This is a genomic window from Niveibacterium microcysteis, assembly GCF_017161445.1.
Classification (GTDB): domain Bacteria; phylum Pseudomonadota; class Gammaproteobacteria; order Burkholderiales; family Rhodocyclaceae; genus Niveibacterium; species Niveibacterium microcysteis.
Genome location: NZ_CP071060.1, coordinates 1,404,160 through 1,418,552, shown reverse-complemented (window position 1 = coordinate 1,418,552; position 14,393 = coordinate 1,404,160). Strand labels below are relative to the sequence as shown.

The following is a 14,393-nucleotide window of genomic DNA, read 5'->3' as shown; positions in this document are numbered from 1 at the left end:
CTGCCCCAAAACCCGGGAGGTGTGCGTTCTGAGCAGCAATTTTCTTGCTGGAACGCTTTTAGCCACGGACCCAACCTCCATCCAGCAAAGGCTTTGAAGCCCGAACAAGCGAGGGATAAATAAAAATCTTTGACACATCAAATGTAATCGATTACAAAGAGAACATCCAATCTTGGCATGCACGCTCGGAGTAGGCGATGGAAACGATTACAAGCAAGTGCGTTTTGCTGAACGCTCAGGCCACCGACAAGACGGCTGCGATCCGCCTTGCGGGGCAACTTCTGGTTGAGGCCGGCTACATCGAGCCGGGCTATGTAGACAGCCTGCTCAAGCGCGAAGAAGTCGCGAATACGCTGCTGGGAGCAACGGTCGCGATACCGCACGGCATGGTCGACGACCGTCACCTGATCCGCCGTACCGGTGTGGCCGTGGTGCAGATCCGGAACGGCGTGAGCTGGAAAGACGGCGAGCCCGCACGGCTGATCGTCGCGATCGCGGCACAGTCCGACGAACACATTGCCCTGCTGCGGCGCCTGACCCGCCTGATGCAGCGTCCCGAGAGCATCGAGATGCTGGTCGAGACCGACGACCCGGAGCTGATCGTGAGCGCGCTGGCCGACGTCCCCGCGGCACCACCCTTCCCCGCCCCGGTCGCGCTGCCGTGGCCGGCCGACGCCGAGGCGAGCTGGGCGCTGGACTATCCGAATGGCTTGCACGCCCGCCCGGCGACACGCTGGACCGAGGTTGCCAAGCGTTTCAGCAGCGAGATCCGCATCGTCAAAGGGCTGGAGTTCGCTGACGCAAAAGCGCTCACCGGCCTGCTCTCGCTCGGCGCCACGCGCGGCGACACACTCAATGTTGCCGCACGCGGCAACGACGCACGCCGCGCGGTCGACGCCATGCTGGAAGTGATGCGTACGCTGTCGTCCGAGGAACAGGCCGATGCCGAGCGCGCACGCCGCAACGCGATGGCAGCGCGCCGCCAAGCGCCAGACTGGCTGCCCGAGCACGCCTCGCAAACGCTCTACGGCCTTGGCGCGAGCCCCGGCCTCGCAATCGGCCAGCTGGTGCATCACGCCGCGCAGCGCTTCGACATCCAGGACACCCCGGGTGACGTCATCGCCGACGGCGAAGCGCTGGAAGCCGCGGTGCTGAAGGTGCGCGATGCGCTCAGCGTGCTCGAAGCGGAAACCCGCAGCCGCCTTGGCGCCAATGAGGCAGCCATCTTCAGCGCGCATCGCGAACTGCTAAGCGACGCCGAACTGCTGCGCGATGCCATGGTGCAGATCCTGCACGGTCACGGCCCGGCGTGGTCCTGGCAGCATGTGATCAAGGCGCGCGTAGAGAAGTTGCAGAGCCTCGCCGATCCGCTGCTCGCCGCCCGCGCCACCGATCTGCGCGACGTCGGCGAGCGGGTGCTGGGCACCCTGCTCGGCGTGACACGGCAGCGCATGGTCCTGAACGCACCGAGCATCCTGGTCGCAGAAGACCTGACGCCGTCCGACACGCTGCAGCTCGACATGCGCTTCATCGTCGGCCTTGCCATCAGTGGCGGCGGGCCGACTTCGCACACCGCCATCCTCGCTCGCACGCTGGGCCTGCCGGCCATCGTCGCCGCCGGCAGCGCGCTGCTCGCGGCCCCCGAGGGCAGCAAGGCGGTAATCGATGGCAGCGTCGGCGCGGTGTACCTTGATGTGGCGGGCGCCGACCTCGACCGCGCCGAAGCGGTTATCGCCGCACAGGCCGCCGCCCGTGCCGCCCTGCGCGAAAGCCGCCACCAGCCCGCCGAAACAACCGACGGCCACCGCGTCGAAATCGCAGCCAACGTCGCCAACGCCAAGCAGGCCGCCGCGGCGATCGAGGCTGGCGCAGAGGGCGTGGGCCTGATGCGCACCGAGTTCCTATTCCTTGAACGCGACACCGCGCCGGACGAGGACGAGCAATACCGCATCTACCGCGAGATGACCGAGGTGATGGCCGGCCGGCCGCTGATCATCCGCACGCTGGACATCGGCGGCGACAAGCAGGTGCCTTACCTGAACCTGCCGGCGGAAGAAAACCCCTTCCTCGGCGTGCGTGGCGCGCGCCTGCTGCTGACCCGCCAGGACCTGCTCTACACCCAGTTGCGCGCGTTGTATCGCGCAGCCAAACACGGCCCGATCAAGATCATGTTCCCGATGGTCACGCACACCGTCGAGATCGAAGCCCTTCGCACCCATTGCGCCCGTGCCCGTGCGCAGGTGGATGGCCCGGTGGTGCCGATCGGCATCATGGTGGAAGTGCCCGCCGTCGCGGTCATGGCCGACCGCTTCGCGCCGCTGGTCGACTTCTTCTCGATCGGCACCAACGACCTGACGCAATACACGCTGGCGATCGACCGCCAGCACCCGGATCTGGCCGCTCAGGCCGATAGCCTGCACCCCGCGGTGCTGACGTTGATCGCCAGTACCGTACGGGCCGCAAAGGCATCCGGCACATGGGTGGGCGTGTGCGGCGGCCTTGCGGGGGATCCCTTGGGTGCCCGCATCCTCACCGGCCTCGGCGTCGATGAACTGTCGATGAGCGCGCAGGACGTCGCGTCGGTGAAGGCCGCACTGCGCAGCGAGTCGCTCGCCGCCATGCAGACACTGGCCGAACGCGCAGTCGCGGCCAGCACCCCCGAAGCGGTGCGCGCGCTATGAACTCGATCGCTACATCCCGCAGCCCCGTGGTGCTGACGCTCACGCTGAACCCGGCGCTGGATCACACGATCGCGGTGAGTGAGCTCAAGCTTGGCGAGGTCAACCGCGCGCTGAGCATGCAGGCCGACGTGGGCGGCAAGGGCATCAACGTCGCGTCCTGCCTCGCCGACTATGGCGTGCCGACAGCAGTCAGTGGCCTGCTCGGGCGTGACAACGCCGCGCAGTTCGAGGCACTGTTTGCCGCAAAGCAGATCGACAACCGCTTCCACTACCTCGACGGCCTGACCCGCATCAACACCAAACTGGTAGACCGCGCAACCGGCGAGACCACCGACGTGAACATGCCCGGCCCCAGCCTTTCCGCTGATGCCATCGCACAGGCGACGGCTCACTTCGAGGCCTGCCTGGATGCCCTGCTACCGCAGGCGGGCTGGGTTGTGCTCGCAGGCAGCCTGCCTCCGGGTTGGCCGGCCGAGATCTATGCCCGCCTGATCGAAGCGGTACGCCAGCGCGGCGGGCGTAGCCTGCTCGATGCCAGCGGTGCGGCACTGGCCGCGGCGATCGCGGCCGGGCCGGATATCGCAAAACCGAACCGCGACGAACTCGCCGAACTGGTCGGCCATGCGCTGCCGGACGTCGACGCAGTCGTCGCAGCAGGCCGCAAGCTGCTGCACGACACGCCGGCACTCCGCACCCTGGTCGTCTCGATGGGCGGCGATGGCGCGCTGTTCCTGAATCGCGAAGAAGCGCTGCTAGCACACCCGGCGGAAATCGAGCCCGTCAGCACCGTCGGTGCCGGCGACGCGATGGTGGCCGGCATCGTGGCCGCAACGCTGGAACGCGCAAGCCTCAAGGCCGCCGCACAGCTTGCAACCGCTTTTTCGGCAGCCAAGCTCGCCAGGCTCGGGCCGCATCTGCCGGCACCCGATGAGGTACGCGCACTCGCCGAACGCATACGCACCACCGTAGTCGCCTGACTCCGACACGCACACCACACAGCACACCAAAAGAGGAGATCCACCATGGCACGCATAGTCGCCGTGACCGCCTGCCCCACCGGCATCGCGCACACATTCATGGCCGCCGAAGCGCTTGAGCAAGCTGCTGCGCGGCTGGGCCACACGATCCGCGTCGAAACGCAGGGGTCGGTTGGCACCCGCAACGCACTGAGCGATGCCGACATCGCAGCAGCCGATCTGGTCATCATCGCCGCCGATACACAGGTCGACAAAGCCCGCTTCGGCGCCAAGCGGATCGTCGAGGGCCCCACCGCACCGGCGATCCGTGACGCAGACAGCGTAATCCGCCAGGCCCTGGCCGGCGCCGCTTCGCCGGCAGCGCAGCCCGCTGCCACTGCACGGAACCCCGCGATGCCGCAGATCGTGGCGATCACCTCCTGCCCCACCGGTATCGCGCACACCTTCATGGCCGCAGAAGGCCTGGAAGGCGGCGCCAAGGCGGTCGGCCGCACGATCAAGGTCGAGACCCAAGGCTCGGTCGGCGCGCAGAACGCGCTGACGGCCGATGAAATCGCGAATGCCGAGATCGTCGTGATCGCGGCAGACACCAAGGTGGACAAGAGCCGTTTTGCCGGCAAGCGCATCTACGAGACCAACACCAAGGCCGCCATCAACGACGGCGCGGCCCTGATCCGCACCGCGCTGACCGAAGCACGCGTCGGCGCCGCCGCTGACATGGCCGACAAGGTGAAGGATGTTAAGGCCCAGCAATCGGCCGCGCGCACCGGTGCCTACAAGCACTTGATGACCGGCGTATCCTTCATGATTCCCTTCGTCGTCGCAGGCGGCCTGCTGATCGCACTCGGCTTCGCGCTGGGCGGCATCTATGTGTACGACGACGCACACAAGGGCACGCTGGGTTGGACGCTGTTCACGATTGGCGCGAAGAGCGGCTTCGCGCTGATGGTGCCGATCCTCGCCGGCTACATCGCACACTCGATCGCGGATCGCCCCGGCCTCGCGCCCGGCATGATCGGCGGCATGATCGCCGCATCGATCGGCTCAGGCTTCCTCGGCGGTATCGCCGCGGGCTTCCTTGCCGGCTACACGGTGAAATTCCTCAACGACAAGATCCAGCTTGGCCGCAATCTAGACGGCCTCAAGCCGGTGCTGATCCTACCGCTGCTCGGCACCACCATCGTTGGCCTGCTGATGTACTACGTGGTCGGCGAGCCGGTCGCTGCAGTGCTCGGCGCGATCACCGCATGGCTCAAGGGCCTGCAGGGCTCCAGCGCGGTGTTCCTCGGCCTGCTGCTCGGTTCGATGATGGCCTTCGACATGGGCGGACCGATCAACAAGGCGGCCTACGCCTTCGCCACCGGCCTGCTCGGCAGTGACGTGTTCGCACCGATGGCCGCGGTGATGGCCGCCGGCATGACGCCGCCGCTGGGCATCGCGCTCGCGACGATGCTGTTCAAGAACCGCTTCTCGGAAGACGAACGCGAAGCCGGCAAGGCCACCGCGGTGCTGGGTATCTCGTTCATCACCGAAGGCGCGATCCCCTTCGCGGCGAAGGACCCGCTGCGCGTGATCCCGGCACTGATGGCCGGCTCGGCCACCGCCGGTGCGCTGTCGATGGTGCTGGGCTGCACGCTGCGTGTGCCGCACGGTGGCGTGTTCGTGCTGCCGATCCCGAATGCGGTGGGCAACCTCGGCGGCTACATCCTCGCGCTGGTCGCGGGCACCGCGGTCACCGCCGTGGCGCTATATGCGCTGAAGAAGCCGGTCGAAGCCACCGCCTGACGCAGCACTTCACGCAAGCCAACGCCCGCCGGCTAAAACCGGTGGGCGTTTTCCGTTCTGCGGGCGACAATCTCGCGCATACGATCCGGGCCACGTCGAGCCTGGACAATCCGTGAGCCCCCGACATGACGCACGCCTCACCCTCCGCCGCGCCGCCAGCGGTCAGCTTCCGCGAAGCCTTCCTGTTCTGGCTGAAACTCGGCTTCATCAGCTTCGGCGGCCCCGCCGGGCAGATTGCGATCATGCATGCGGAACTGGTCGAGCGCCGCCGCTGGATCTCCGAGCGCCGCTTCCTGCATGCACTGAACTACTGCATGGTGCTGCCCGGCCCCGAGGCGCAGCAACTGGCCACCTACATCGGCTGGCTGATGCACCGCACCTGGGGCGGCATCGTGGCGGGCGCGCTGTTCGTGCTGCCCTCTCTGCTGATCCTGATCGCGCTTTCGTGGGTCTACATCGCCTTCGGCAATGTGCCGCTGGTCGCCGGGCTGTTCTACGGCATCAAACCGGCGGTTACCGCAATCGTGGTGCAGGCGGCCCATCGCATCGGGTCGCGGGCACTGAAGAACCGCATCCTGTGGGGCATCGCGGCCGCGTCCTTCGTCGCGATCTTCGCGCTGAACCTGCCCTTCCCGGCCATCGTCGCGGCCGCGGCGCTGATCGGCTATATCGGCGGCCGCGTGGCGCCTGAAACATTCAAGACCGGCGGCGGACACGGCAGTGCGCAGAAATCGTACGGCTTGGCGCTGATCGACGACGACACGCCTACGCCGCCGCATGCGCGCTTCCGCTGGGGCAGGCTGATGAGCATTGCGATCGTTGGCGCCGCGCTATGGCTGATCCCGATGGGCCTGCTGACCTTGCACTTCGGCTGGCGTCACGATCTGACGCAGATGGGCTGGTTCTTCACCAAGGCCGCGCTGCTGACCTTCGGCGGCGCCTACGCGGTGCTGCCGTACGTCTACCAGGGTGCCGTCACCCACTACGGCTGGCTGACGCCGACGCAGATGATCGACGGGCTCGCGCTGGGTGAAACGACGCCCGGGCCGCTGATCATGGTGGTGGCCTTCGTCGGTTTTGTCGGCGGCTATGTGAAGGCGGTGTTCGGCCCCGACAGCCTGTTTCTGGCAGGCGCGGTGGCGGCCACCCTGGTGACCTGGTTCACCTTCCTGCCGTCCTTCCTGTTCATCCTCGCAGGCGGGCCACTGGTCGAAGCGACGCACAACGACCTGAAGTTCACCGCGCCACTCACCGCCATCACGGCAGCGGTGGTCGGCGTGATCCTCAACCTTGCGCTGTTCTTCGGCTACCACGTGCTGTGGCCGGCCGGGTTCTCGGGCCGCTTCGATGCGATATCAGCGGCCATTGCGGTAGCGGCTGCGATCGCGCTGTTCCGCTTCAAGCGCAATGTGATCCACGTGATCGGCGCTTGCGCGCTTGCCGGCCTGCTGGTCAGGCTGCTCGCCGGCTGAGCCGGGGCTCAAGGCACCAGTGAGAGGAACAGGAAGGCCGCAAAGATCACCAGGTGCACCGCGCCCTGCATCAGGTTCGTGCGGCCGGTGCCAAGCGTGATCGTGCTGACAAGGCACGCGAGCGCAAGCAACACCAAATCCTTCGGATCCAGCCCCAATACCAGCGGCAGATCGAACCAGACTGCCGCCAGCACGACCACCGGAATCGTCAGGCCAATGCTGGCCAAAGCCGAGCCAAGCGCGAGGTTCATGCTCGTCTGCAGCCGGTTCGCCATGGCGGCGCGCAGTGCTGCTGTGGTTTCCGGCAACAGCACCAGCATCGCGATCGCAATACCGATCACCGACTGTGGCGCACCAGCCGCAGCCACCGCCGCCTCAATCTGCGGCGAAAGCACCTTCGCGAGCCCGACCACCGCCACCAGAGACACCAGCAGCAAGCCAAAGCTGGCGAGCGCCGCTGCCTTGCTCGGCGGCGAAGCGTGCGTGTCGGCATCGTGAGCATCGTCCGGCGGCAAGAAGTAGTCGCGATGCCGCACCGTCTGCACAAAGACAAAGACCGCCCAAAGCACCAGTGACGCGGCCGCGATGAACACCAATTGCGAGGTCGAGTACTGGGCAATTGGCGCCGAGGTGGTGAAGATCGGCAGCACCAGCACCATCGTGGCCATCGTCACCAAGGCAGCCAGTGCGGGGCCGGCACCTTCGGTGCGAAAAGACTGTTCGCGGTGGCGCAAGGCGCCAGCGGCGAGGCAGGCGCCGATTACGCCAGTGCAGATGATCATCACCGTGGCGTACACCGAATCACGTGCGACCGCCGCCTTTTCAGGTCCGCCGGCAAGCATCATCGAGACGATCAGCGCCACCTCGATCACCGTGATCGCGAGCGCCAGCACCAGCGTGCCGAAGGGCTCGCCGACCCGATGCGCAACGACCTCCGCGTGATGGACGGCCGCAATGACAACCGCCATCAAGGCCACCACGCAGGCAATCGTCAGCGCCGTACCGAGCGGCAAATTGAGCGCCGCGCCAAGCAGGGCTATCGCCACCACGGGCACCAGCAGAGGCCAATGACGCATACGAGCAGTCCTTTCCAATCCCAGACGACCAGCCCGTCATTCTGCCCGCTGGCGCGACAGTGCGCTCAGATGCCTGCCGCGAAGCCGTGCTGCCGCCACGCTTCGTAAGCGACCAGCGCGACGGTGTTGGACAAGTTGATGCTGCGATTGCCCGGCCACATCGGCACACGCAGGCAGTGTTCCGCATCGAATTCATCGCGAATCGCTTGCGGCAATCCGGCTGTTTCGCAGCCGAATACCAGCACATCGTCCGGCGTATAGCGCACGGTGTCGTACCGCACCGTGCCGCGCGAGGTCAGCGCGAAGAAACGCTTGCCGGCGAGTGCCGCACGGCAGGCAGCCCAGTCTGGATGTACCGTGACATGTGCGAGGTCGTGGTAGTCAAGGCCGGCGCGCTTGAGCTGCTTGTCAGAGAGATCGAAACCCAGCGGCTCCACCAGATGCAGCCGGGCGCCAACGTTGGCACTCAGCCGGATCGCGTTGCCGGTGTTGGGCGGAATCTCGGGGTGAACGAGCACGATGTCCAGCATGGTTCAGCCCAGATTGCGGCGCAGCGCCGCGATGAAGTCGGCCGCCGCGGCGTCGCCCTCAGCGGGAGCCCAGGGCGCAAAGTCTTCGGGCGAAAAAGGCACATACGGCCCGCCCTTCACCTCGAGGAACACCGTACCCGACTCAAGTGCGACGAGCGAATGCCATACGCCAAGCGGCACATGAAGGCCGAAGGCATCGCTGCTCGCTGACAAGCGCGCAGCACGGATCACCGCACCGTCGTCATCGAATTCAAATACGCCGACGCTGCCGCGAACCACCAGCAAAGTCTCCTCCTTGCCGGCATCCAGATGCCGGTGCGGACGCACATAGCTGTCCGGCTCCATCGCGTTGAAGAAACGCTGCGCCGGAGCGTCGGTCGAGGTATGCAGGTTGAGGTTCTTGCGTCGGCGTGGCGCATCCTTCGCCGCATCCAGCGCCGGCGCCAACAGCGGCGAGTCAAGCAAAAGCGAGCGGGTCACATGCAACTCCTGAAACGACGACGGGCGCCCGCAGGCGCCCGCCAAGACCGCAACGAGGCGATCAGAAGCCAATCGTGATGCCGATGTTGGCAACCGGGTAGTACTGGAACTTCTTCAGGTCATCAGCGAGCTTGGCCTGCTCGGCCGCAACGTCGCTCTGCAGTTGCGAACAGGCCGGCGTGCCGACGATTGCGCTGCCGCAGTTGGCGGTCAGCTCCGCCTTCGGCGTCCCCTGGAATACCACACCGAGGTCGAAGTAGAAGTTCACGCCTGCGGTGGCGACGTTGCCGTAGCCAATGCCCAGGTAGGGCGCCGCCTTGTTGCCCACCTTGACGGTGCCATTCAGCGTGCCGACTGCGGCGGCCGGGTAGGTATTGCCGTTGATCGTGTAGGTGCTGCCCGTCGGCGTGCCGGTGACGTCGACTTTGTTGTCGTTGAGGATCAGGCCGCCGGTGATGCGGAACGGGCCCAGCGGGCTCCAGTCGAGCAGCAAGCTGCCGTTCGACAGCTTGAGCTTGCCGTCGTATTTGACGTCGGTCACTTCGACGGTGTTGCTGTAGTTCAGGTAGGAGTAACCAACCCGTGCGAGCAGCGTCGGCGCAACGCTGAAGCCAACGTCGGCACCAATACCGGTTGTGCCCGCGCGTACGCCAACACCCACGGCGTGTGCCTGGCTGGCAGCGGCAACGGCGGCAACGGCTACGGCAATGCGAAGTGCTCTCATGCGGAAATCCCTCCAAATCAATGTGGCGCGATTATCCGCGCGCAACCCGCGGACGCAAAGCCTGACAAAACTTTGCGTCGCGGATGCACAACGTCAGCAGGTCTTACCCCGCAGGTTTGGCCTGCGCTTCGATCCGCTTGTCCATCCACGCCCCACCGAGCGCGCGATAGAGTTCCAGCGACGCTCCCAGCACCGCGCTTTGTGTTGCGATGCGGTTCAGATCAGCCGAGAACAACGCACGATCGGCGTCGATCACTTCGAGATAGCTGGTGTAGCCATTCTCGTAGCGAAGCTTCGCGAGCTCGGCATAGCGCGTCAGCGCTTCAACCTGGCGTGTCGAGGCTGCGAGCTGTTCGCGCAGCTTCACGCGCGACACCAGCGCATCATCAACTTCGCGGAAAGCGTTCTGCACCGTCTTCTGGTACTGGGCGACCAAGGCTTCGCGCGTGGCACGGGCGCTGTCGACACTGGCGCCGATTCGCCCGGCGTCGAAGATGGGCTGAGTCAGTCCTGCGACACCGCTCCAGACCTGGTTGCCATCATTGAAGAGCGCAGAAAGATCGCCGCTCGCCACACCAAAGAGCCCGGTCAGGCTGATGCTCGGGAACCATGCGAGGCGCGCCGCATCGACGCGGGCATCTGCCGCCGCAAGCTGCGCTTCGGCGGAGCGGATGTCGGGCCGGCGAGTCAGCAGTTGTGAAGGCAGCCCAGCCGGCACATCCGGATCGCGCAGATCAGCAAGTGCCTTGCCGCGCTCGATTGGCCCCGGGTTGCGCCCCAACAGCACCGACAAGGCGTTTTCCGCTTTTCCGATCGCAGCCTCGATCTGCGGTACGGCTGAGACCGCCTGTTCGTATTCCGAACGCACCTGCGCAAGCTCGACTTCTGAGATCACGCCGCCGTCAAAACGCAGCTGAAACAGATCGAGACTGGTCTTGCGCAAAGCCAGCGTGCTGCGCGAAATCTCCAGCTGGCTATCGAGCTGGCGCAGCGTGAAGTAGCCTTGGGCAACGGAAGACGCGAGCGACAACCAGACGCCGCGCTGCACTTCGCGCTGGGCCAGCAGGTCGGCCCGAGCGGCGTCGGTCGCGCGCGCAAGCCTGCCCCACAAGTCGATTTCCCAAGTCAGGTTGAGGCCCACCGAGAAGGCATTGGCGGGTTTGGGCGGGAAGTCGCCTCCCTTGCCGCGCGCGGCCTGCGCACCAAGCCCCAATTGCGGAAAACGGTCGGCCCCGGTAGCCGTCACGCGGGCACGATAGTTTTCAACGTTGGCTGCGGCAATGCGCACATCCGGGTTGGCCACAAACGCCAGATCCATCAACTGGTTGAGCGTCGGATCGTCAAACGCGGTCCAGAAATCGTGCGCCAGTTCGGCATCCACGTCGGATGCGGACGGCGCGGGATTTTCGCTGCGCCACCGTTCGTACGGCTGAAGTGCTGGCTTCGTCTCGCTATGGAACAGCGCGCAGCCGCCCAGCATCGACGCAAGGGTGAGGCTCAACACAGAGCGCTGAAGCTTCTTACTCATGATGCGCCTCCCCGGTAGCGGCCTTCTTCCCGCCCAGCTTCTCGCCTAACGTCTGCACCATCACGAAGAACAGGGGTACGAAGAACAGCGCCAGCGTGGTCGCGCCGATCATGCCGCCGATCAGCCCGGTACCAATCGAGTGCCGCGAGTTCGCGCCCGCCCCGGTCGCGATCGCCAACGGTACGGCGCCTGCGATGAAGGCCATCGACGTCATCACGATCGGTCTCAGCCGCAATCGCGCCGCTTCAACCGCAGCCTCGACGATCGGCAGCCCTTCCTGACGTTTCAGCACCGCGAACTCGACGATCAGGATTGCGTTCTTCGCGGCCAGGCCGACCAACGTAACGAGACCGACCTGGAAGTAGATGTCGTTCTCCAGACCACGCAGGAAGATGGCTACCAGCGCACCGAAGATGCCGAAGGGCACCGCGGTAATCACCGAGAACGGCAGGCCCCAGGACTCGTACTGCGCCGCCAGGATCAGGAACACCATGATGATGCCGAAGGCGAACACGACGGCAGTGGTACCGCCCGCCTGTTTCTCCTCGTAAGCGAGGCCAGACCATGCGAACGAGAAGCCCTCGGGCAGCGTCTCCGCCGCCACTTCCTCCATCGCCTGAATCGCCTGCCCCGAGCTGTAGCCGGCAGCCGCGTTGCCGGTGACCTTGGCCGCCGAGAAACCGTTGAAGCGGCTGATCAGCTCGGCGCCGGTGGTGAAGTGCGTCGTGGTGACCGCGGACAAGGGCAGCATCTTCCCGCCGGACTGGCGAACATAGATGTTCTGCAGGTCGTCAGGCGATTCGCGGTACTTCGGTTCGGCTTGCAAGATCACCTGGAAGACGCGCGAGAAGGCGTTGTACTGACTCACGTACAGCGAGCCAAACAGCGTCTGCATCGCGGCGTACACATCCTGCACCGGCACACCGAGCGTCTCCGCACGGTTGCGGTCGACCTCCACCTTCAACTGGCGCGATGCCGCGTTCACCAGCGTGGTCATGTCGGCCAGCTCGGGCCGCTTCTTCGCCTCTGCCACAAACGCCTTGGTCACCCGGTCGACTTCGGCGTAGTTCGCGCCGCCCTTGCTCTGAATCCAGAACTCGAAGCCGCCTGAACTGCCCAGCCCCGGAATCGGCGGCGGCATCAACGGCACCACCACCCCATCCTGAATCGTGGCACTCGCCTTACGCGCCTGGAACACCGCCGCTTTGGCCGACGCCCGCAGGCCGCCGCCACGCTCCTCGAAGGGCTTCATCTCGACGAACACGATGCCGGCGCTCGACTTCATCTGGTTGTCGATCATGCTGAAACCGGGGATGGAAGACGTGTTGCGCACCGAGGGCAATTTGGCGAAGTCCTGCGCAACCCGCTCGGTCGTCTTCTGCGTGCGATCCAGACTCGCCGCGTCCGGCAGGATCGTGGCGGCCAGTACATAGCCCTGGTCTTCCATCGGCACGAAGGAGCCAGGGATGTGCTTGAAGAGGCCAAGGATGGCCGCGACCATCACGGCAAACACCAGCATCGCCACGGCGACGCGCTTGATGGTCAACTGCACCCCTGCCGCATAGCTCGTCGTCATCCGGTCGAACACACGGTTGAACCAGCGGAAGAAGCGGTTCGGCTCGCCGTGTTGGGGCTTCAGCATCAGGGCCGCCATCGCTGGCGTGAGCGTCAGGGCCACGAAGCCGGAGAGCGCCACCGAGATCACGATGGTGATGGCGAACTGCTTGTACAGGAGGCCCGTCGTGCCGCTGATGAAGGCGACCGGAATGAATACGGCGGAGAGCACCAGCACGATCGCGATCACCGGCCCGGTCACTTCGTCCATCGCCTTGAACGCCGCGTCACGCGGCGAAAGCTTGAACTCGTGCATGTTGCGCTCGACGTTCTCGATCACCACGATCGCATCGTCCACCACGATACCGATCGCGAGCACCAGGCCGAACAGCGTCAGCATGTTGATCGAGAACCCCAGCAGCGTCATGCCGATGAAGGTACCCACCAGTGACACCACCACCGCGACGGTCGGGATCACCGTCGCACGGAGGTTCTGCAGGAACAGGTAAACCACCAGCACGACCAGCACCACTGCCTCAAAGAGCGTATGCACCACTTCGTTGATCGAATCCTGCACGAAGGTGGTGGTATCGAGCGAGACGAGATAGTCCATCCCCTCCGGGAAGGTCTTCTTCATCTCCGCCATCATCGCGCGCACATCCTTTGCGACCTGTAGCGCGTTCGAGCCGGCTTGCTGATACACGGCAATCAGCGTCGTCGGTTTGCCGTTCATCGTTGCGCGGACGAGGTAGTCCTTTTGCCCGACCTCGGCCCGCCCGACGTCCCCGAGCCGCACGATCGCGGCACCTTTGGCGTCGGTGCGCAAAATGATCCGTTCGAATTCAGACGGATCCGAGAAACGCCCACCCGCGACAACCGGGAAGGTCAGCTCGACCGGCCGATCCGTCGGTGAAGCACCGACGCGGCCGATACCGAACTGCTGGTTCTGGGCCGACACGGCGCGCTGGATGTCGGTCGGCGTGATGCCCAGCGCCGCCATGCGGTCCGGCTTGAGCCAGATGCGCATCGCCAGGTCCGGCACGCCCATGATGGAGGCCTGGTTGGCGCCCGGAACACGCTTGATCGCGTCGAGCACATACACGTTCGCGTAGTTCGCAATCGTCTTGTCGTCGAAGCGCCCGTCGGGCGAATACAGGCCCAGCAGCATCAGGAAGCTGTTGGAGCGCTTCGCGACACTGACACCCGCCTTCTGCACGATGTCCGGCAGTTGGGTCATCGCGAGGCTGATGCGGTTCTGCACCTGCACCTGCGCGATGTCTGGATCGGTGCCGACCTTGAAGTACACCGTCAGTGAATACTGACCTGCGGCCGAGCTGGTCGACTGCATGTACATCATGTTGTCGACGCCATTGATCTGCGCTTCCAGCGGCGCGGCCACGGAATCCTCGATCGTCTTGGCATCGGCGCCCGGGTAGGCGGTGGATATCGTGACCTGAACCGGCGAGATGTCGGGGTACTGCGCGATCGGCAATGCGAACATCGCCGCGAGGCCCGCGATCGTCACGACGATCGAGAGCACCGAGGCGAGAATCGGCCGCCGGATACAGAGGTGGGAGATCATTTTC

General features: G+C 65.3%; 10 protein-coding genes. 4 read left to right on the top strand and 6 right to left on the bottom strand.

The genetic code is table 11. The features are described from left to right. Positions 1-197: 197 nt before the first annotated feature. The 4 genes from ptsP to chrA all read left to right on the top strand — a co-directional run bounded on the left by ptsP (position 198) and on the right by chrA (position 6,915). Positions 198-2,681 carry a phosphoenolpyruvate--protein phosphotransferase gene (ptsP, locus tag JY500_RS06570; RefSeq protein ID WP_206255622.1) on the top strand — a complete coding sequence of 828 codons (2,484 nt, stop codon included), beginning with the start codon at positions 198-200 and terminating at the stop codon, positions 2,679-2,681. Beyond that, positions 2,678-3,658, top strand: coding sequence for a 1-phosphofructokinase (pfkB, locus tag JY500_RS06565; protein WP_206255620.1), 981 nt, complete (start codon positions 2,678-2,680; stop codon positions 3,656-3,658). Before ptsP ends, pfkB begins: the two co-directional genes overlap by 4 nt. Positions 3,659-3,703: 45 nt before the next feature. Continuing rightward, positions 3,704-5,443 (top strand): PTS fructose-like transporter subunit IIB, encoded by a 1,740-nt coding sequence (locus JY500_RS06555; protein ID WP_246479814.1) that lies wholly within the window; start codon positions 3,704-3,706, stop codon positions 5,441-5,443. A gap of 125 nt (positions 5,444-5,568) precedes the next feature. Continuing rightward, positions 5,569-6,915, top strand: a complete 1,347-nt coding sequence (gene chrA, locus JY500_RS06550; protein WP_206255619.1) for a chromate efflux transporter — start codon at positions 5,569-5,571, stop codon at positions 6,913-6,915. A gap of 8 nt (positions 6,916-6,923) precedes the next feature. Here the strand turns inward: chrA and JY500_RS06545 are convergent, their stop codons facing one another. From JY500_RS06545 to JY500_RS06520, 6 genes are all read right to left on the bottom strand, one after another. Continuing rightward, complete coding sequence (locus tag JY500_RS06545) at positions 6,924-7,991, bottom strand: calcium:cation antiporter (protein WP_206255617.1); 1,068 nt, start codon at positions 7,989-7,991, stop codon at positions 6,924-6,926. Between the two features lie 65 nt (positions 7,992-8,056). Beyond that, a complete protein-coding gene (locus tag JY500_RS06540; RefSeq protein WP_206255615.1) occupies positions 8,057-8,521 on the bottom strand; it encodes a tRNA (cytidine(34)-2'-O)-methyltransferase in 465 nt (154 codons plus the stop codon). Between the two features lie 3 nt (positions 8,522-8,524). Then, a complete protein-coding gene (locus JY500_RS06535) occupies positions 8,525-9,001 on the bottom strand; it encodes a WbuC family cupin fold metalloprotein (protein ID WP_206255613.1) in 477 nt (158 codons plus the stop codon). A 61-nt stretch (positions 9,002-9,062) separates the two neighbouring features. Then, positions 9,063-9,725 carry a hypothetical protein gene (locus JY500_RS06530; protein WP_172203936.1) on the bottom strand — a complete coding sequence of 221 codons (663 nt, stop codon included), beginning with the start codon at positions 9,723-9,725 and terminating at the stop codon, positions 9,063-9,065. 103 nt (positions 9,726-9,828) lie between these two features. Next, the gene (locus JY500_RS06525) at positions 9,829-11,253 is read right to left on the bottom strand and encodes an efflux transporter outer membrane subunit (protein WP_172203938.1); all 1,425 of its coding nucleotides are present in this window, start codon (positions 11,251-11,253) and stop codon (positions 9,829-9,831) included. Beyond that, complete coding sequence (locus tag JY500_RS06520) at positions 11,246-14,389, bottom strand: efflux RND transporter permease subunit (protein WP_246479813.1); 3,144 nt, start codon at positions 14,387-14,389, stop codon at positions 11,246-11,248. Before JY500_RS06520 ends, JY500_RS06525 begins: the two co-directional genes overlap by 8 nt. Positions 14,390-14,393: the final 4 nt, after the last annotated feature.